General features: G+C 73.1%; 15 protein-coding genes. 4 read left to right on the forward strand and 11 right to left on the reverse strand.

Annotated features, from left to right (window positions below; genetic code table 11):
- Positions 1–51: 51 nt before the first annotated feature.
- The 7 genes from fxsT to ACFYX0_RS30145 all read right to left on the reverse strand — a co-directional run bounded on the left by fxsT (position 52) and on the right by ACFYX0_RS30145 (position 11338).
- Entirely contained in the window at positions 52–3021 is a 2970-nt protein-coding gene (gene fxsT, locus ACFYX0_RS30115) for an FxSxx-COOH system tetratricopeptide repeat protein (protein WP_388974693.1), read from the reverse strand.
- A 57-nt stretch (positions 3022–3078) separates the two neighbouring features.
- Complete coding sequence (locus tag ACFYX0_RS30120) at positions 3079–4230, reverse strand: FxsB family cyclophane-forming radical SAM/SPASM peptide maturase (RefSeq protein WP_355911310.1); 1152 nt, start codon at positions 4228–4230, stop codon at positions 3079–3081.
- On the reverse strand, positions 4227–4427 hold the full coding sequence (locus ACFYX0_RS30125; protein WP_388974695.1) for a hypothetical protein: 201 nt from the start codon (positions 4425–4427) through the stop codon (positions 4227–4229). Before ACFYX0_RS30125 ends, ACFYX0_RS30120 begins: the two co-directional genes overlap by 4 nt.
- Positions 4424–7678, reverse strand: coding sequence for an SAV_2336 N-terminal domain-related protein (locus tag ACFYX0_RS30130; protein ID WP_388974697.1), 3255 nt, complete (start codon positions 7676–7678; stop codon positions 4424–4426). Before ACFYX0_RS30130 ends, ACFYX0_RS30125 begins: the two co-directional genes overlap by 4 nt.
- 7 nt (positions 7679–7685) lie before the next feature.
- Positions 7686–8723, reverse strand: coding sequence for an AAA family ATPase (locus ACFYX0_RS30135; protein ID WP_388974699.1), 1038 nt, complete (start codon positions 8721–8723; stop codon positions 7686–7688).
- A 157-nt stretch (positions 8724–8880) separates the two neighbouring features.
- Positions 8881–10869, reverse strand: a complete 1989-nt coding sequence (locus ACFYX0_RS30140; protein ID WP_388974701.1) for a trypsin-like peptidase domain-containing protein — start codon at positions 10867–10869, stop codon at positions 8881–8883.
- Positions 10862–11338 carry a CU044_2847 family protein gene (locus ACFYX0_RS30145; protein WP_388974703.1) on the reverse strand — a complete coding sequence of 159 codons (477 nt, stop codon included), beginning with the start codon at positions 11336–11338 and terminating at the stop codon, positions 10862–10864. Before ACFYX0_RS30145 ends, ACFYX0_RS30140 begins: the two co-directional genes overlap by 8 nt.
- Before the next feature lie 142 nt (positions 11339–11480).
- Here ACFYX0_RS30145 and ACFYX0_RS30150 point away from each other — a divergent pair, with 142 nt between their 5' ends.
- The 3 genes from ACFYX0_RS30150 to ACFYX0_RS30160 all read left to right on the forward strand — a co-directional run bounded on the left by ACFYX0_RS30150 (position 11481) and on the right by ACFYX0_RS30160 (position 14199).
- Positions 11481–11660 carry a DUF6104 family protein gene (locus ACFYX0_RS30150; protein WP_311692815.1) on the forward strand — a complete coding sequence of 60 codons (180 nt, stop codon included), beginning with the start codon at positions 11481–11483 and terminating at the stop codon, positions 11658–11660.
- A 555-nt stretch (positions 11661–12215) separates the two neighbouring features.
- Positions 12216–13175, forward strand: a complete 960-nt coding sequence (locus tag ACFYX0_RS30155; RefSeq protein ID WP_388974705.1) for a DUF4097 family beta strand repeat-containing protein — start codon at positions 12216–12218, stop codon at positions 13173–13175.
- Between the two features lies 1 nt (position 13176).
- Positions 13177–14199 carry a helix-turn-helix transcriptional regulator gene (locus ACFYX0_RS30160; RefSeq protein ID WP_388974707.1) on the forward strand — a complete coding sequence of 341 codons (1023 nt, stop codon included), beginning with the start codon at positions 13177–13179 and terminating at the stop codon, positions 14197–14199.
- A 46-nt stretch (positions 14200–14245) separates the two neighbouring features.
- Here ACFYX0_RS30160 and ACFYX0_RS30165 read toward each other — a convergent pair whose 3' ends face one another.
- From ACFYX0_RS30165 to ACFYX0_RS30180, 4 genes are all read right to left on the reverse strand, one after another.
- Complete coding sequence (locus ACFYX0_RS30165) at positions 14246–14809, reverse strand: Clp protease N-terminal domain-containing protein (protein ID WP_388974709.1); 564 nt, start codon at positions 14807–14809, stop codon at positions 14246–14248.
- Complete coding sequence (locus ACFYX0_RS30170) at positions 14809–15018, reverse strand: helix-turn-helix domain-containing protein (RefSeq protein WP_018571396.1); 210 nt, start codon at positions 15016–15018, stop codon at positions 14809–14811. Before ACFYX0_RS30170 ends, ACFYX0_RS30165 begins: the two co-directional genes overlap by 1 nt.
- A 150-nt stretch (positions 15019–15168) precedes the next feature.
- Positions 15169–16134 carry a zinc-binding dehydrogenase gene (locus tag ACFYX0_RS30175; protein ID WP_388974711.1) on the reverse strand — a complete coding sequence of 322 codons (966 nt, stop codon included), beginning with the start codon at positions 16132–16134 and terminating at the stop codon, positions 15169–15171.
- Positions 16135–16323: 189 nt separating this feature from the next.
- Positions 16324–17547: an NADP-dependent malic enzyme gene (locus ACFYX0_RS30180; RefSeq protein ID WP_311692828.1), complete on the reverse strand. Its 1224-nt coding sequence runs from the start codon at positions 17545–17547 to the stop codon at positions 16324–16326.
- 536 nt (positions 17548–18083) lie between these two features.
- Between ACFYX0_RS30180 and ACFYX0_RS30185 the strand changes: the two genes are divergently transcribed.
- Entirely contained in the window at positions 18084–19046 is a 963-nt protein-coding gene (locus ACFYX0_RS30185; protein WP_355911281.1) for an ABC transporter substrate-binding protein, read from the forward strand.
- Positions 19047–19071: the final 25 nt, after the last annotated feature.

The following is a 19071-nucleotide window of genomic DNA, read 5'->3' on the forward strand; positions in this document are numbered from 1 at the left end:
CCCGCGCCCGAGCTTCGGCTCGGGGCGGGCCCCTCGGCGTTGCCGCCGATCTCACATCATCTGCGGCTCGAAGTCCCAGTAGGGGCGCCGTCCTTCGAGCATGTACCGCACCTGCCGGTGCTCCTCGAAGAAGTTCTCGGTGAGCCGGCGTACGGCGTCCACGCGCACGGTCTCCGCCTCGTCGTGCCGGCCGGTCGCCGCCAGGTCCTGCGCGAGTCCCGCCGCCAGATTGAGGGTGAGGACGTGGGTGTCCCCGACCGCGGTGCGCGCCCGGCCCAGGGCGTCCCGGCCCAGGGCCACCGCGCGCTCCAGCTCACCGGTCCGGGCGAGCGCCGTCGCGGTGTTCATCGCGCACCCGACGGACCAGACATGGGCGGTGCCCAGGGCCCGTTCCATCCCCGCCCTGGCCCGCTCCGCGCGCTGCCGGGCGCCCGCCAGGTCTCCCTGGTCGCCTTGGACGAGGGCGCAGTTGTCCAGGGCTCCCGCGATGTAGGGGTGGCCGTCGCCGAAGAGGTCCGTGAACCCCTTGAGGGCGGACTCGGCGAGCTCCCGTGCCTCCTCGAACTCGCCGATCTCGCGCAGCAGCATCGCGTAGTCCGTGGTCAGCCGCAGCGTCTCCCGGGGGCCGTGCCTGCGCAGGCTGCGGTCGCGCGCCTCGCGCATCAGCCCGCGCGCCCGCAGATGGGCGCCGTCGCGGCGCAGGCACAGGGCCAGGTTGTGCTGGGCGAGCAGTGTCTGGGCGTGGTCACGGCCGAGCACCTCGCGGTGCAGGCGGTGGTTCAGCTCCTGGATGGCCAGCGCGTCGCCGTAGCGGCCCAGCAGCCGCAGCGTCCAGGCGGTGTTGAGGCCGGCCAGAAGCGTCGAGGAATGCCGGCCGCCGCCGAGCGCGATGTACGCCTCCAGGACGGACCGCTGCAGGGCGAGGGCCTCCTCGTAGCGGCCCAGCAGCCGCAGTGCCAGCGCGAGGTTGCCGCGGATGTCGAGGGTGCGCGGCACCTCCTGCTCCCCGAGGTCGGCGGCCGCCTGGGCCGCGGCGTCCTCGTAGAGGAGCCGGGCGTCCTCGTACCGGCCCAGCGCCAGCAGTGCTCCGCCGAGCCCGTTCTTGGCCCGCAGCACCTGCACCGAGCTGCGCCCGGGATCGGCGGTGACCCGGCGCAGCACGTCCCGTGCGATGCGCTCGCTCTCGCGGTAGCGGCCGAGGCGGCGTTCCATGTTGGCCAGTTGGTGCACGGCGACGAGGACGGCGGGGTCGGTGTCGCCGGAGACCGCGCTCCAGGAGGCGACGGCCGCGCCGCAGAGCCGCCTGCCCTCCTTGGCCTCGCCGCGGATCCGCAGATACTCGATGCAGTTGAGCACCACCGTCCGCACGTCGGGGTCGGCGGAGTGCAGCGCCCCCGTCGGCTCCAGATGCGGTATCACCTCCGCGTACCGCGACCAGTTGGTGCGGTCGCCGGGGCGGCGGGGGTCGGCGGCGACGAGCACCCGGCGGGCGGTCTCGGCCGACAACCGGGCCTCCTCGGGGCCCAGATGACCGCGGACGAAGCGGTGGAAGAGCCGGTGCATACGCAGCGTGCCAACGGTCTGGATGTCCATCGGTCCCTGCTCGTACTCCAGCCGCATGGAGGTGGCCTCGGACAGCACCCGCAGCGCGGTGTTCCAGCTGCTCGGCTCGGTGACCAGGGACACCAGATGCGGGGGCAGGTCGCCGACGCGGGCCGACTGAACCAGGCCCAGCGGGATCACGTCGGGCGAGAAGAACGCGAAGAGGGAGAGCAGTTCGTAGGCGTTGGGGTGCTTCTCGCGCAGGGTGTTGACCGTCTGTGCCCAGGCGGCCTGGAACTCCTTGCGGTACTCCTCGGAGGAGACGACGGGGACGGCGTGCGGGTCGCCCTCCTGGATGCGGGTGATGTACGTGTCGATGTCGGCGGTCTCGTTCAGCTCCACCCAGGCCGCGGTCTGGTCCAGGAGCAGCGGATGGTCCTCGACGGCCGCGGCGAGCCGGTCCGCGCTGTCACGGGTGAGCCGGCGGCTGCGCCGGCACGCGAAGTCGACGGACTCCTCGCGGTCGAACGGGGGCAGGTCGACGACCTGGCCGACCCAGCGGTGCCATTCCTTGCGCGGGGTGGTGACCAGCAGATGGCCCGGGCCGTCGGGCAGCACCGTCCCGAGGTCCTCGGGGTCCTCCGCCCCGTCCAGGACGACCAGCCAGCGGATACGGTCGCCCAGGGCCCGCTTGGCCGCCTCGATCCGCCCGCGCAGGGCGTCCCCGGTGTCCGGTTCCGCGCCCAGCTTGTCGGCGAGCCGGGCGAACTCCTCGCGGGCCCGGTTGCGTACCGACGCGTTGACCCACCAGACGATGTCGTACTCGCCCTTGTAGCGGTGCACGTACTCGGCGGCCGTCTGGGTCTTGCCGATCCCGCCCGGGCCGCGCAGCGCGATGCGGGTGCCCTCACCGCCCTCCGTGAACTCCTGATGGATGCGCTCCAGGACGCGTTCGCGGCCGGTGAAGTCGCGGTGGTGGCGCGGGGCGTTGTCGATGCCGGGCCGGTCCTCGGGGAAGCGGGGGCCGCGGGCGCGGTCGAGGCTGACCGGGCCGCCGGACGGCGAGGCCACCTCCAGCGCGTCGACCAGCACCTCGGCGGCCCGCTCGGCGTCCAGGCCGCGCAGCGGGAGCACCCGGCCGAGCCGTTCGGCGGCCGGCGGCAGGGTGGCGGCGGTGATCGACGCGGCGACGATCCGGTGCCCCTCCCGGGGCATGATCTCGGCCAGCACATCGGCCCAGGCCTGCCGGCGGGCCTCGTCGAAGCGCACGAACCAGTCGTCGATCAGAAGCAGCAGCTTGCCGGGGGCGGCCAGCAGGCCGGTCAGCCGCTCCGGTTCCGGTGCGGTGTGCAGCGGGTCCCAGCGGACCGCCTGCGGGACCGCTCCGGCGTGTGCGAGACGGTGTTCGATCCACGTCGCCCAGGACCATGACTGTCCCGCGTAGACGATCGTGACATGCTCGGGGGACGCGGATGGCATGCCTGGGGTCTCCTTCTGACGTAGGGGAGCGCTACGTCGCGGTTCGTCAACTCCACGTTAGACCAGACTCCTTGACGACACGGAGAGCTGCTCGCCGATCCGCGCGGCGGCGTGCCGGATGATGCGCTCCAGATCGGCGCAGTGCACACTCGGCTGCCGGAAGTGACCCGTGAGGGCGGAGTAGCGGTGGGCGTAGTTGCCGCCGCCGCAGATCCGCACCACCGGGCAGGCGCGGCAGTCCTCGCCGAGCGCCTCGGATCCGGCCCGCAGCGCGGCGACCCGGGGGTGGCGCAGCGCCTCGTCGAAGGAGTTGCGGAAGACGTCGAGACCGGTGGCGGGAGCGTCCGGGAAGGCCGTCTTCAGCGAGTCGAGCCGTTCGATGGTGCCGTCGGTCTCCACCACGATCGCGGCGATCGGCGACAGTCCCACGGCGTCCGTCCGTGAGGAACCGCCCAGCAGCAGCGCCGCGATCTCGGTGAACAGACGCACCCGCGGCCGGCCCGGGGTGGTGTCGTCCCACCACAGGTCGAACGCCTCGGCCAGCCAGTCCCCGTACGGCGTGGGGGCGGGCCGGTGGCGGCCGGGCGGGCGGGTGCCCCAGTGCAGATGCGGGAGCAAGAAGTCGAGCGCGGGCGGGGCCAGAGCCCTGAGCGAGCGGTAGACCTCGGCGGGGTCGGTGGCCGGGTCGACGGTGCACAGCAGCCCGGCGTAGACGTCCGGCCGGCGTGCGGCCAGCAGCCGGGCGGCGCGGCGGGCGGCGGGCCAGGAGGGGCGCCCGGCGTGGTCGACCCGGCGGGCGTTGAGGGCGGCCGTGCCGCCGTCGAGGCTGATCCCGACCCGGATGCCGGCGTCGGCGAGCCGGTCGAGCGCGGGCCGGGTGAGCAGGGTGCCGTTGGTCTGCACGGTGACCGCCACCTCGGTGCCGTCCGGCACGGCGTCGCGCACGGTGTCGGCGTACGCGACAAGGGGTTCGGGGCCGGTCAGCAGGGGCTCCCCGCCGTGCAGGTCGACCCGCACGGACCGGGGACGGTGCGTCTCGACGTGCTCGGCGATGCGCCGGGCGGTCTGCCGCATGGTCCGCTCGTCGGCGTGGTGCGGGCGCTCTCGCCAACTGCGGTCCGGGCTGCGGTAGATGTAGCAGTACGTGCAGTCCAGATTGCAGCGGCTGTGCACCTTGAGGACGAACTGCCGCAGGCAGTCGGCGCTCACGGCGCGGCCCCCGCCGGCGGGCGCGGCGCCAGGGGGTCGGGCGAGTCGCCGTAGTAGGCGGCCGGGGCGTCGTCCTCGGCCTCCCGGGCGCGCAGTTCGGCGAGCACCGCGGCGAGCACGGGGTGGGGGGTGCCGTCCGGGCCGGGGCGCTCGAAGCTGGACAGGGCTATGCCGGGGACGTCGTCCGGCCCTCTCATACGCCGTCCCCGCCCCTCGGGTCCAGGGCGTCGAGGGCGGCCCGGGCCTGCTCCGCCTCGTCCCCGTCGCCCAGCCCGGCCTGCTCGTAGAGCCGGAGCGCCGTGCGGTACTCCTCGGCGGCGCGGGCGGGGGCGGAGGCACGGCCGAGGGCCTGGCCGCGGTCGACGCGCACCCGGGCCTCCGCCGCCGTGAGCTCCAGGTCCCGGTACAGTTCGGCGGCCCGCAGCAGATGGTCGGCGACCGCCTCCCAGTCCGACCACTGCGCCGTGTGCCCGGCCAGCCGCCCGGCCGCCGTGGCGCGCAGCCGCCAGGCCCGGGCGGCGAGCAGGTCGTCGTCGGTGTCCCGGGCGGCGGTGCCCACTATCCAGTCGGCCTCGTGCACATCGGACAGCCCGCCCTGGCGCAGATTCCGGTGCAGGAGCGCGTCGCCCAGTTCCACCCGGCGGCGCGGCAGTTCGGGGTCCTGCTCGGAGGACTCGTCGACGGCCATCCGCAGCACCCGTACGGCGTCGGACCACTCGTCGGCCGCGCCCAGGGCGAGACCCAGCCGGAGCAGCAGCGCGGGCCGGGCCGGATCGTCCAGGGACAGTTCCCCGGTCGCCTGCCACCAGGACCAGACGGCCGCCTCCAGGTCGTCCCGGCCGCGGGTGAGTTCGTACGACGCCAGATAGGCCTCGCCCAGCCGGTCGAAGCACTCGGCCCGCAGTTCCGGGGCCTCGCCCGCGTACTCCAGCGCCTGCTGGAGCACGGTGACGATCCGACGGCGGGTCGGGACATCGTGCTCCGCGTCTCGGGTGAGGCCCAGGGCGGCGGCCGTCTTCAGGCAGATCCGGGTCAGTTCCTGGGTGCCGGCGCCCTCGGCGGCACGCAGCGGGAGCGCCTCGCGGAAGCCCACCTCGGCCAGTTCGGCGGAGCGGTGGGCGAGGGCGCGCCGCTCCGGGCCGGGCTCCCAGGGCCTCGCGCCGCGTCCCGAGTCGTGCCGGGCCAGCGCGAGCAGGGCCCGGGCCTCCAGCAGCCGGGAGGACGACTCGCCGTTGCGCAGCCGGTACTGGGTGGCGAGGCCCGCCGCCTGTTCGAACTGCTGGGCGGCCCAGTCCTGCGGGGTCCCCTCGTCCGGGCCGAGGACGGCGGCGCCGGCCCGGGCGGCCAGGGACGCCGCCTGGAACGCCGCGGTGGCCCGCAGTTCCAGGGCGCGGGTGGCCCACCGCTCCGCGTCGGGCGGGATCTCCTCCAGCCGCTGCCGGGCCTGCTGGTAGGCCAGCAGGGCCAGCCGGCGCGCGGAGGCGTCGGGCTCGCCCAGATCGTGGCCGAGCCCCGCGGGCCGGCTCGCGGCGGCCGCGCCCGCGGTCTCCAGATCGGCCGCCAGGTACAGCAGGATCTGCGCCTCCATGACGAGTTCCTGCGCGTCGCTCTTGCGGTGCCCGGGCAGGACCTCGTACGCCTCCCGGAGGTTGTCCGCCGCCCCGACCACCCGCCAGCGCTCCAGCAGGGCCCTGGCCAGCCGGGTCCGCAGCGCGCGCTGTTCCGACTGCCGGCGCTCGACCTCCAGGGCCCGGCGCAGCAGGGCGATGCCCTCGTCCAGGTCGCGGGCGGTGCCCTGGTCGTCATAGCGGTCGAGCAGCCGGTACGCGCGGGAGGCCAGCTCGGCCGGGCCCGTGTCGGTCAGCACCGGGACCCTTCCGTAGCGGGCGAGGACCTGCGAGGAGACCCGGGCGAAGGCGCGCAGCAGCCGGTCGTCGGCGCCGTCCTCGGTCACGGGCTGTGCGGCCGTCGCACCGGAGAGGTAGGCGGCGGCCAGCGCCGGGAAGTTGCGGGCCGCGCGGCCGTACTGCCGCTCGACGTACTGCGAGCTGTGCTTGAGGACGAGTTGGGCCTCGCCGCCGGGCAGATGTCGCAGCAGTTCCTCGCGCACGCTCCCGATGAACTCGTATCCGCCGTCCGCGTCGGCGTCGCTGCGCCTCATCAGCCCGCCGAGGAGGACCTCCGCCATCGCCTCGGGGCCGCTGCCGGGCAGCATGGCGCGCTGCACGAGCTGCATCACGGGCAGGGCGAGGGGCACGGTGGCCAGGTACTCGGCGAGATGCCGCGCGTCCTGCGAGGCGGTGCGCCGGAAGGCCCGGACCCGGTCGCGCGAGGTGATGTCCCGCTCGGCGAGCGGCCGTGCGGCGGTCGCCGGGTGGTCGGCGCGCACCCAGGCGGCGGAGGCGATCTGCCGCTGGGCGGTCGCGTCGCACACGAGGCGGACCCAGCCCGCGAGGGAGGAGGGGCGCAGGGCGAGCACGGGCACGGGCAGGGCGCGCCGCGGCGCGGGTCCGGCGCGTTCCGACCGGAACTCCAGGCCGCCGGCCAGTCCCTCGTGGCGGCGCAGTTCTCCGGAGTAGGCGGGCAGATGGGTGCCGCGCCACATCCGCTGCGGCAGCGGCTGGAGGACGGCGACGGGCGCGCAGGTGGCCCAGTCGTGCAGCATCCGCTGCATGCTGCCGCTGCGCCACAGCGGCCCCGCGCAGTCGCTGAGGACCAGGGTCAGCCGGTGTCCGCTCGGATCGCGCAGCAGACCGGGGCCGTCGGCGGGGGACGAGGGGTCCGGTGCGGACGCCACCCGTGGTCCGTTCCGCCCGCCGTCGTGGAGGTAGTAGGTCCGGATCTCCCGGAACGCGCCGGCCCGTTCGCAGACCTGGCGCAGCTCCGCGAAGGTGTGCTGCCACACCACGGTGGACGAGGAGACGTCCATGACGAGTTGAAGGCGCGCCTCACGGCGCTGCCCCGGGGCGGGCACCGGGACGACCACCCCGGTGTCGGCCGCCCGCTGCGCGGTCGCCTCCTCGTCCAGTCCGGACCACGAGGGGCCGCTCGGCGACCGGTAGCGGTTCAGCGGCCGTAACGCCCGTTGCAGGGCGAGCGGTTCGGGCAGGACGGAGGCGGCGGGTACCTGGGTGGACACCACCGTACCGGTGCCGCCCGCGGGACCCTCGGTCGCAATGCCGCCGACCGCCGGGATCCGGCGGTCCGCGGCCTGTTTCCGGGCCGCCACGACCAGCGACGTCTCGGGCGGGACGGTGCTGCGGCCGTTGCCGGGCCGCGTGCCGGGGGCCGGCTCGACGGTGTCCTCGGCGGTGGAGGGTGCCGTCGCCGTGCTGCCGGGGACATGGCGGGCGAGCCAGAGCGCATCCGCGAGTTCCTCGGCGTCCGGAGCGATCCCGGCCTCGCGCAGCCGGCGGGCGAGCAGCTCCAGGGAGTCGGCGACGGTCATGGCCGGATTACCGCTGCCCGGAGTCGAGTGAACCCATCAGCAGCCGCGCCAGTTCCGTACGGTGCGGACTGCCCGGCGGGGCGACCTGCTGGGTGAGGAAGATGGCGTTGAGGAGCTGGTCGGTGGGCCGGTGCGAGCCCGTCCCGTCCGTGGTGAACAGCTCCAGCAGATCGTGGTGGTCCCGGTCGGCGCCCTCGCCGAAGTGGGCCTGCACCATGGCGGCGAGGCGGTCGCCGCGCGGCGGGTCGAGGTGCAGATGGATGCAGCGGCGCAGCAGCGGGGCGGGGAACTCGCGCTCGCCGTTGCTCGTCATCACGATCACGGGGAACGCGCGGCAGCGGATCCGTCCGCCGGTGACGGGCGCCCGCAGCCCGTCGTCGGTGAGGACCTCCACGGTGCCCTGGCCCGGCCGGTCGGCGATGCGCTCCAGCTGTGGGATGCCGAACTCCCCCTCCTCGACGACGTTGAGCAGGTCGTTCGGCAGGTCGATGTCGCTCTTGTCCAGCTCGTCGATGAGCAGGACCCGGGGGCGTTTCATCGGGAGCAGGGCCGTGCCCAGCGGACCCAGCCGGATGTAGCGGCCGATCGAGAGGTCGCGGCGCGTCCCGGGCGGCTCCTGGGTCTCCTCGGCTCCCGCGCGGTCCAGTTGGGCGTCCTGGAGACGGCCGATCGCGTCGTAGGCGTAGAGTCCCGACGTCAGTTCGGTGCGGCTGACGACGGGCCACTGCAGGACCCGGCCGAGCCCCAGCTCATGGGCCAGCGCGTGCGCCAGGGTGCTCTTGCCGGCGCCGGGCTCCCCCGTGACCAGCAGCGGGCGCCGCAAGTAGAGGGCCGCGTTGATGAGTTCCACGGCGCGCGGGTCCTGCACGGGCAGCGGGGGGCGGCGGCCGAGCCGCCGGGAGGAGGCGCTGTCGAGGGCGGGTACGGTGTAGACGTCGTCGAGGGGCACACCGTCGAACCGACGCCAGACCGGCGGCTGTGGCAGGGCGTCGACGCGCGACGGCGCGGGCTCGCCCTTGCCCCGGTAGACCAGCCACTCGCTCATGGTTTGCTCCTCGTCGACGATCGATGGCACGGCGCGTCACGGCCGACGAGGGCAGGCGGCACCCACAACGGGCCCCTGAAAACGTACCCGTTCACAATGAGTCGACCGTCGATTTCCGGACAGCCGTACTCGGGTGTCGCCGGGTGTCCCTCGGGAGTCATGGGGCGTCGAACACCCCCTCTTCCGCGGGCAGGGGACGGCGCGGGTCGTCGTAGAGGACGGCGACGTCACCGGCCCAGTGGTAGCCGTTCCCCGTGGTGACGTTCTCTCTGATACGGCGGAGACGGTCCGGCAGTTCAGCCGGATCGGCCACCTCCGCCAGAAAGCCCGCGGTCGACCGGTGCAGATCGTCGCAGCGGGATCCGCACTGGTGTCCCGGATGGTCCCCGGAGTGCCACAGCGCCACCCCGTGTCCGGCGTCCAGGGCCAGCCGCATCGACGTCCGGCCGGCCCCCGAGCCGGCCCGCCGGCACTGCACGGGGATCTGCCCGGGGGGCATCTCCGTGAACTGGCGGGCGTGCAGGGTGGCGGCGTCGAAGACGGTGTTCCTCGCGGTCAGCCGCCCACGGGAGAGCATCTCCGCCCAGCGGCTCCCCCAGGATTCGGCCGGAACTCCCCGGCGCTCGATGTCGCGGATGACCACGGGACGGCGTACGCCCAGCAGCTGCTGGCGCGCCCGGTCCCACAGCGGCGCGGAGTCGTAGATCTGCCAGGTGTGCACGGCGGTGTCGAAGTTCGAGAGGTTCAGGGCGACCTCGAGCGGCGCCGGCTGCTCCGGCCGGTCCACCGACTCGAAGGCCCGGGCGAGCGGCGCGTCGAGCACGTCCCGCAGCCGGTCACCGGCGACGCCCGGACCGGTGGTCTGCCCGTACCGGGGTACGTCGCTGTTCTCACCCCCGTCGTCGACGCGCAGCGTCCAGTAGAAACGGCTCTGGTCCTCGTCGAGCGGCTCGAGTTCCAGCAGCACCACACCGCGCTCGCCCGGTCCCGGGTACGGCTCCACGGTCCGCTGCCCGGACGGCAGCAGCCCCGGCGGCAGCACGGCGTCCTCGACATTGGTGCGCACCGCCGGTCTGACCTCGGTGAGCCGGTCCCATATCCACGCGTCGAGCCGGTCGACGGCGGCGCAGTCCTTGGGGTCGTGGGCCTCCACGAACAGCTGGACCAGCCGCAGATAGCGCAGATGGACGAACGCCTCCTGCGGCCGGTCCCCCTCGTAGAGCTGCCCGTGCCCGTCCCGCCAGGAGACGGGCAGATGCGGGCGCCCGGCCGGGTCGTCACCGCGCGCCTTGCGCACCAGCTGGGTGATGGTGTGCGGCGCGTCGGCGGGCTCGACCGCCGCCAGCAGCGCCAGCGCCCTACGGCGGTCCACGGGGCTCCACTGGTCGGAGTCGGCCTCGCTCCACGCCCCGGACAGCTTGGTCTGCCGGGCGACCCAGTTGTGCTCCGTCCTGCGGCGCTCCTCGTGCCATCGGTCGTGCTCGGCGATCACCTGGTGGTACGCCGTGAACCGGCGCATCACCGAGACCGCGATGGACAGCCCGCCGTCCCGGTCGCCGCGGCGGCACTTGATGACGGCCACGACGGCCCCGGTGGCCGGGTCCAGCACCGGGCCGCCGGAGACTCCGGGCGGGAACTCGTTGCTCGGCCCGAGCCGCAGACCGTAAGGCCCGTCGTGCGCGTTCACCGTGGCCTCGCCGTTCCACGCCTGGGCCGCACCGTCGGCGAGGGGCCGGTAGCCGTACACGATCCGGTGGTCGCCGAGCGGGTGGTCGGAGCGGTCGCTCAGCCAGACGCACTCGTGCTCCACGCCAGGATCGAGCAGGCGCACGAGGGCCATGTCCTGGTCCACGGGCAGATTGGTCCACTCACCGGCCTGCTCACCGAACGGCCCCTGATAGAGGCGCTCCTCCAGCCGGGCGCGGACGGGGCGGCCGTCGTGCAGACCGGGGCCGCGCACCCGGAACTCCTCCTCGCCGCCGTCCCCGATCCGGCCGAGCAGCACATGGGCACAGGTCAGCACCCAGCCCGGAGCGACGAGAAAGCCGCTGCCCCACATGGCCTCGTCGTCCGGGCGCGCGGAGTGGAAGTGGACCGTGGCGTCCTCGATCAGCTGCTCGAGGCGGGCGTCGCGCCGCTCAGACATCCGCGGGGGGCTGGGGGGTGGCGTTCGTGGTGGGCGCCGCGGGGGTGCCCGCGGGAGGCGCTGCGGTGGCGCCCGGCGGAGGCACTGCGGTGGTGCCCGCGGTGGGCGCGGCGGCGGCTCGGGAGCGGCGCTCGTCCAGCTTCCAGACCAGGCTGACCTCCAGGGACGCCTTGGCCTCGCCGTCGGCGAGCACGGCGACCGCCTTGCCGGGCTTGGCGACGATCTCGACGCCGAAGGTGATGGTCGCCTCGTCCGGCTGCACGGACCGCGCCGCGTCCATGACCGACTGCCCGACCCCCTGGATCAGCTCCCCCAGCTGCTCCAGCTTGGCCGCCGCGCGGCTGCCCACCCCGATGTCGAGATCGTCCGAGCCGTACCCGCCGGGTTTCACCGCGCCCGGCGCGGGCGTCACCCGCGCCAGCACCGTCTGGCCCCCGGGCAGTGTGATCTCGCGCAGCGTCTCGTCCATGGCTCCCCCGCCCTGTGCGGCTCCGCTCGCCCGGGCACCGACCCGCCGTCGGTCCAGGGCTCTTGAACTGCGACGAGGCTAGCCGCCCGGGCGGTTCCCGAGCGAGACCGCTAACCGGCCAAGTGGCGCATATTCTGAAGGCATGTACTTCACCGACCGTGGCATCGAAGAGCTGGAGAAGCGACGCGGCGAGGAGGAGATCACCTTCGAGTGGCTCGCCGAGCAGCTGCGCGCGTTCGTGGACCTCAACCCCGACTTCGAGGTGCCGGTGGAGCGGCTGGCGACCTGGCTGGCACGACTGGACGACGAGGACGACGAGTAGGGCGACCGGGGACGCCGACCACGGGCCGACCCTGGACGCTGACGGGGGATGCCGACTGGGGACGGGGCTGCCGGGGGCGGTTGACGGGGGCAGCTCACGGAGAGCAGCGGGTCGCGGTCCGGGGAGTCCGGGGAGCCTGGGTGCGCCGGGCCCCGCGACGCGATGGGCTGGCTTCCTCATGCGCTCCCGATCAACCATCCCGACTTTCCGGGCACCGCCCGCCCCCCACACGCAGGCCGCAGAGGCGATGTGTCGCGACAGCCTCGTCTCCGGCCGCGTCGGCGCACGTCCGCCCGTCCGCGCATCCACACGTCCACGCATCGGACGGCCGTCGCCCCGCCCGCGAGCCGTCATCCCGCCTGCGCACAGGACGGCAGCGTCAACTCCCCTCCCTGGGGTTCCCCACGACGGGTGCCTTGACTTTGGACGGCCGCGATATATCGTGAATACGAAGACGCGATATGGCGCGTTGGTGACCCCACCCCCGTGCCGTCGCCACATCCGCGGTGTCGTCCGTCGAGTACGCCGCCCCGCACCGGCCGAGGAGGTCACCCCATGTCCGAGTGGTCCGTCGCAGAGCCGAGCAAGCTCACTTTCGACGCCCCCGTGACGGCACTTCACGTACGCACTGTCAACGGAACGGTGAACGTGGTGGGCACGGACGAGAGTTCCGCACGGCTGGAGATCTCGGAGATCGAGGGCCCCCCGCTCACGGTGACCCATGAGGGCGGCACCCTGACGGTGGCCTACGACGACCTGCCCTGGAAGGGCTTCCTCAAGTGGCTCGACCGCAAGGGCTGGCGCCGCAGCGCGGTGGTCTCCGTGGCTGTCCCCGCGTCCACCCGCGTGGAGGTCGGCGTGGTCGGGTCCAACGCCGTGATCTCGGGCATCGACGGCGGTGTGGACGTGAAGGGCGTCACGGGCGAGACGACCCTGGTCGGCATCACCGCCCCGGTCCACGTGACCACGGTCTCGGGGAACGTGGAGGCCCAGGGCGTCACCGGCGAGCTGCGGCTCAACTCGGTCTCCGGCGACCTCACCGTCATCGAGGGCGCCTGCCCGCTGGTGAAGGCCGACTCCGTGAGCGGCTCGATCATCCTGGACCTCGATCCCACGAGCGGCCCCACGGACGCCCGGCTGACGAACGTCTCGGGGGAGATAGCGATCCGTCTGCCCCACCCGGCGGACACGGAGGTGGAGGCGAACACGGCAAGCGGTGCCGTGTCCAACGCCTTCGACGACCTCCGGGTGTCCGGCATGTGGGGCGCCAAGAAGATCACGGGCCGCCTCGGCGGGGGCACCGGCCGGCTGAAGGCGACCACGGTGTCCGGCTCCATCGCCATCCTGCGCCGCCCGAGCGTGGAGGAGGAGCCACGGGACGCCCCCGGCCCGCAGGACCCGGCGCCGAAGGAGCAGGCGTACCCGGGCCATGGCCTCGACGGGGCCGACGACGTCCCGTCGAGCCGTTCCTCCGGCGACACGACCGGCGGTCCGACCGAGCAGAAGGGGCTCTGACATGGCTCCCGTCTTCGCCCATGGACGACTGCGGCTCTATCTGCTGAAGCTGCTCGACGAGGCACCCCGCCACGGATACGAGGTGATACGGCTGCTGGAGGAGCGCTTCCAGGGGCTGTACGCACCGTCCGCCGGCACCGTCTACCCCCGGCTGGCCAAGCTGGAGGCCGAGGGCCTGGTCACCCACACCACCGAGGGGGGCCGCAAGGTGTACGCGATCACGGACGCGGGCCGCGCCGAACTCGCCGATCGCAGCGCCGAGTTGGCCGACCTGGAGCTGGAGATCCGCGAGTCGGTGGCGGAGCTGGCCGCCGAGATCCAGGCGGACGTCCGGGGCGCGGCGGGCGATCTGCGCCGCGAGATGCGGGCCGCGGCCTCCGAGGCCCGCCGGGGCCCCCGGGAGCACACGGAGCCCTACGGGCAGCGCGGCGAGCGGTCCGAGAACGAGGCGTGGCGCGTCGCCAAGGAGGAGATGCGCCGCGTCAAGCAGGAGTGGAAGGAGCAGACCCGGCGCGCCAAGGACGAGAGCCGGCGGGCTCGTGAGGAGGCCCAGCAGGCCCGCCGCCAGGCCAAGGAGGCCCAGGAGCGGGCGCACGCCCAGGCTCAGGAGGAGCTCCAGCGCATGGCGCGGCGGGTCCAGGAGCAGGTGCAGGACCACTTCGCGCGCGGCGACTGGCCTACGGGCGTCCGGGAGGGCCTGACCGAACTGGCCAAGGAGTTCGGCGAGTTCGGCAAGGGGTTCGGGAAGGACTTCGGCTTCGGCCGCACGGGGGCGGCCGGGGAACCGGAGTACACGACGACCCCCGAGGACTTCCCCGCCGCCTACGAACCCCCCTGGGCCCACGAGGACGTCCCGGGCGACCCTGCCCGGGCCCTCGACCGGCTGCTGGACCGCTTCCGCGACGACATCCGTGACGCGGCCCGGGACCACGGTGTGACGGAGGAGCAACTCCGCGAGGCCCGGCGTCACTTGTCGACGGCGGCGGCCCGCATAGGCGCCACGCTGCGGGCCCGCAACAGCTGACGCCGGCACCGCCCGGGTCCGGCGCCACGGCCCGGCCCGGGCCGGCTCAGCCGGCCTTCGCCTCTCCCCCGCCCCACAGCACCCGTTCCACCGCCGTGTATGTGACTCCGTGGTCGGCGAGCACTTCCGAGGGGACGCCAGGGCGGACGGTGAGGGCGAGGAGCAGATGCTCGTCACCGATGTGCCGGTCGCCGTGGGCGAGGGCGGTGCGCAGGGACCGGGTGAGCAGGTCCTTGGCACCGCGGGTGAACGGACGCCGCCCCGTGCGGCGTACCCCGCCCGCTCGGCTCGCGGCCAGGGCGCCCTCCCCATGGGCCTCCTCGACCCGGGAGACGATCTCCGTGAGATCGATGCCGAGCCCGGCGAGCGCGTCCGCGTCGGCGCGGGAGAGGCCGCCGCGGCGGCGGGCCTCGGCGAGGTCCCGCGCGATCGCGTCGCGCCGCCCCGTCAGCCCCAGCGAGGCCAGGGCGAACGAGGCGCGGCTGCCCTCGCGGTCGAGCAGCGCGAGCAGCAGATGCGCCTCGTCGACGTGTTCCTCACCGGTGCGTTCGCAATACCCGACGGCGTCGGTGACCACCGCGCGGGCGTCCTTGGTGAACCGCTCGAACATCACTGCCTCCCGTACTTCTTGTGCACGGCCTGCCTGCTGACTCCGAGCTCCGCGGCGATCTCCTGCCACGACCAGCCCTGGTTGCGCGCACTGCGCACCTGCACCGCCTCCAGCTGCTCCAGCAGCCTGCGCAGCGCGGCGACGGCCCGCAGTCCGACCCGCGGGTCACGGTCGCCCGCGCGCTCGGCGAGATCCGTTGCTTCGGTCATGATGTCAACGTAAGTTGACATGTGAAAGATGTCAACCCTGATTGACGTGTCAGGTCTGGAAAACACGAACGGCGGGCCCGCAAGGTTCCGGGCCCGCCGTGGGCACAACGGGATGCGCGGCCCCGCCATCGACGGGAGCGCGAGAAGGGGTCAGTTCGCGGTCAGCACGATCTTGCCGAACTGGTCGCCCGACTCCAGGCGTTCGAAGCCCTCACGGGCGCGGTCGAGCGGAAGCACCTCGTCGATGACGGGGCGCACTCCGGTGGTGGCGCAGAAGGAGAGCAGGTCCTCCAGCTCGTCCTTCGAGCCCATGGTGGAGCCCACCACCTTCAGCTCCAGGAAGAAGATGCGCGTGAGTTCCGCGTGGGACGGCCGGTCGCCACTGGTGGCACCCGAGATGACGATGGTGCCGCCGGGGCGCAGCGACTTGACGGAGTGGGACCAGGTGGCGGCGCCGACAGTCTCGATCACGGCGTCCACCCGCTGCGGCAGCCGCGCCCCGGACTCCAGGGCCTCCACCGCGCCCAGCTCCAGCGCCCGCTTGCGCTTGGCCTCGTCCCGGCTGGTCGCGAAGACCCGCAGCCCGGCCGCCTTGCCGAGCACGATCGCGGCCGTCGCGACACCGCCGCCCGCGCCCTGGACGAGGACCGAGTCCCCGGGGCGCACACCGGCGTTGGTGAAGAGCATGCGGTAGGCCGTCAGCCAGGCGGTCGGAAGGCAGGCGGCCTCCTCGAAGGAGAGCTGCTTCGGCTTGGGCAGCAGATTCCAGGTGGGGACGGAGACCTGCTCGGCGAAGGTGCCCTGGTAGCGCTCGGTGAGGATCGAGCGGGGTTCGCCGGGGCCCACACCGTGACCGGTCTGGCCGATGACGGAGTGCAGCACGACCTCGTTGCCGTCCTCGTCGACGCCCGCCGCGTCACAGCCGAGGATCATCGGAAGCTTGTCCTCGGAGAGACCGACTCCCCTGAGGGACCAGAGGTCGTGGTGGTTCAGGGAGGCGGCCCTGACGTTCACGGTCGTCCAGCCGGACCTGGACTCGGGGGCCGGGCGCTCCCCCAACTCAAGGCCGGAGAGCGGGTGGTCGCGGTCGATGCGGGCGGCGTAGGCAGCGAACATGACCTTGACGATAGGGCCGGCGGTGGGCGTACGGAACCAGGACCGGCTGTGACGCGTGTCCCGCCGGAAGGCGTACGCCCTCTCCGGGCCGCCGCGCCTCGCGGCTGGCGACCGGGGTCGTACAGGACGAACCGCGGACCGCAGAGCGCGGGCGGGCGGGTCGCACGACCCCGCCCGCCCGACGCGGCGTCATCGTCGTGCGACGCCCTCGGCCCGCGCGGCGGCGGCCACGGCCGCCGTCACCGCCGGGGCCACCCGCTCGTCGAAGGGCGACGGGATCACGTAGTCGGCCGCCAGGTCGTCACCGACGACCGACGCCAGCGCCTCGGCCGCCGCGATCTTCATGCCCTCGGTGATCCGGGACGCCCGCACCTGCAGCGCGCCGGCGAAGATGCCGGGGAACGCGAGCACGTTGTTGATCTGGTTCGGGAAGTCGGACCGCCCGGTCGCCACCACGGCCGCGTACTTGTGCGCGACGTCCGGGTGGATCTCCGGGTTGGGGTTGGCCATGGCGAAGACGAAGGCGTCCTCGGCCATCGAGGCGACGGCCTTCTCGGGCACCGTGCCGCCGGAGACACCGATGAAGACGTCGGCGCCCTCGAGGGCGTGCTCCAGCGACCCCGTGAGGCCCGCCTTGTTCGTGAACCCGGCGAGTTCCCGCTTGACCGGCGTCAGGTCGTCCCGGTCGGCCGACACCACGCCCTTGCGGTCCGCGACCGCCACATCGCCGATGCCCGCCTCGACCAGCATCTTGGCGATGGCGACACCCGCCGCTCCGGCGCCCGAGATGACGGCCCGCAGATCGCCGAGCCCCCGGCCGGTCAGCCGCGCGGCGTTGCGCAGGGCCGCCAGCGTCACCACGGCCGTACCGTGCTGGTCGTCGTGGAAGACCGGGATGTCCACCCGCTCCTGGAGCCGGCGCTCGATCTCGAAGCACCGCGGCGCCGAGATGTCCTCCAGATTCACGCCGCCGAAGGAGGGCGCGAGCCGGGCCACGGTCTCGACGATCTCGTCCACGTCCGTGCAGTCCAGGGCGATCGGGACCGCGTCCACCCCGCCGAACTGCTTGAACAGGATCGCCTTGCCCTCCATGACCGGGAGGGAGGCCTCGGGACCGATGTCACCGAGTCCGAGCACGGCCGTGCCGTCCGTCACCACGGCGACGACCGAGGATTTCCATGTGTAGTCGTGGACCAGTTCCGGCCGCTCCGCGATGGCGGTGCACACCCGGGCGACCCCGGGCGTGTACGCAAGGGACAGGTCGTCCTTGTCGCGGATCGGCACGGTGGCCTGCACGGCCATCTTGCCCCCGCGGTGCAGCGCGAACGCCGGATCGAAGGAATCGTGGGGTTCGCCCCCACCGTCCTGATCCGCACCGTTGTCGCTGCGAGGATTGACGATCTCCGCTGCCACTGTGTCGTACCCCTTAGGTATGCATGGTTTGAGGGTGACCACTCCTGGTGAGGGGTGGGCGGGCACCGCATGTGACCCAGTTGACTGATGCGTACGGGTGCACACGCGACGGGCGCGCCGCACACGCGCCCTGAGCCCCTGATGAGGGGTGTAATGCACCTTCTTACCGGACGGATGGTGTCCCGGACGAGTCCATAAAGCTAAGGTCACACGCCGGTGAGATGACTCATGGCTGGAAATATGGACAAGTCTCCGGCATGTCTCCTCAGGCCCCAGGCTGCACCGTCGCGGTCGCGCGCATCGTGCGAACTGCCGAAGATCTTCCGGCCGGAAGGATCGATTCCTGCAAAAGCCCGGCCGTGATCCACGCTCCGAGCGCGGTTCGGGGGTCGCCCGTTATGGGATTTTGACATGGCGACGCCCCTGAATATGAGCGGCCCAATGGCAAGATGCCTCAACCACACGAGGTCGCGACACCCAACGGTGTGTGCTCTCGTCGACCATCGGCATCACTCATCCCGCCGGAGGAACCCACCATGACCGCAAGCTCCACCCGTCGTGCGACCGCCTTGCGCTCCCGGATAGCCGCGGTCGGCGCCGTCGCGGTCGCCGGCACCCTCGTGCTCACCGGCTGCGGTGACCAGACGAAGAACAACAACAGCAACCCCACGGGCAGCTCCTCCGCGGCGTCCGCCCCGCTGGCCGCCAAGCTCCCGGCGTCGATCCGTCAGGCGGGCGTCGTCAAGGTCGGCTCGGACATCGCCTACGCGCCGGTGGAGTTCAAGGACGCCTCCGGCAAGACGGCGGGCCTGGACCCCGATCTCGCGGACGCCATGGGCAAGCAGCTCGGCGTGAAGTTCGAGTTCGAGAACGGCACGTTCGACGCTCTGCTCACGGGTATCCGCTCCAAGCGCTATGACATCGCGATGTCCGCGATGACCGACAACAAGAGCCGCCAGGACGGTGTCGACCCCGACAGCGGCAAGAAGGTCGGCGAGGGCGTCGACTTCGTCGACTACCTGACTGCGGGTGTCTCGATCTACACGCGCAAGGGCGACACCGGCGGCATCGCGACGTGGTCGGACCTGTGCGGCAAGAAGCTCGCCGTGGAGCGCGGCACCGTGTCGGAGGATCTCGCCAAGACCGAGACCAAGAAGTGCACGGGCGGCAAGAAGATCACCATCGAGGCCTTCGACGACGACCAGCAGGCCCAGACCCGGCTGCGTTCCGGTGGTGCCGACGCCGCGTCCTCCGACTTCCCGGTGGCCGCGTACGCGGTGAAGACCTCGGGCGGCGGCAAGGACTTCCAGCTCGTCGGCGACCAGGTCGAGGCCGCCCCGTACGGCATCGCGGTCTCCAAGGAGAACACCCAGCTGCGGGACGCCCTGCAGGCCGCGGTGAACGCGCTCATCAAGAGCGGCGAGTACCAGAAGATCCTCACGAAGTGGGGTGCCGAGGACGGTGCCTCGAAGGAATCCGTCATCAACGGCGGCAAGTGACCGCGGCTCCGCGGCCACTGAAAGG

Origin of the sequence: Streptomyces sp. NPDC002573 (assembly GCF_042889625.1) — a bacterium.
Taxonomy (GTDB): Bacteria; Actinomycetota; Actinomycetes; order Streptomycetales; family Streptomycetaceae; genus Streptomyces; species Streptomyces gibsoniae.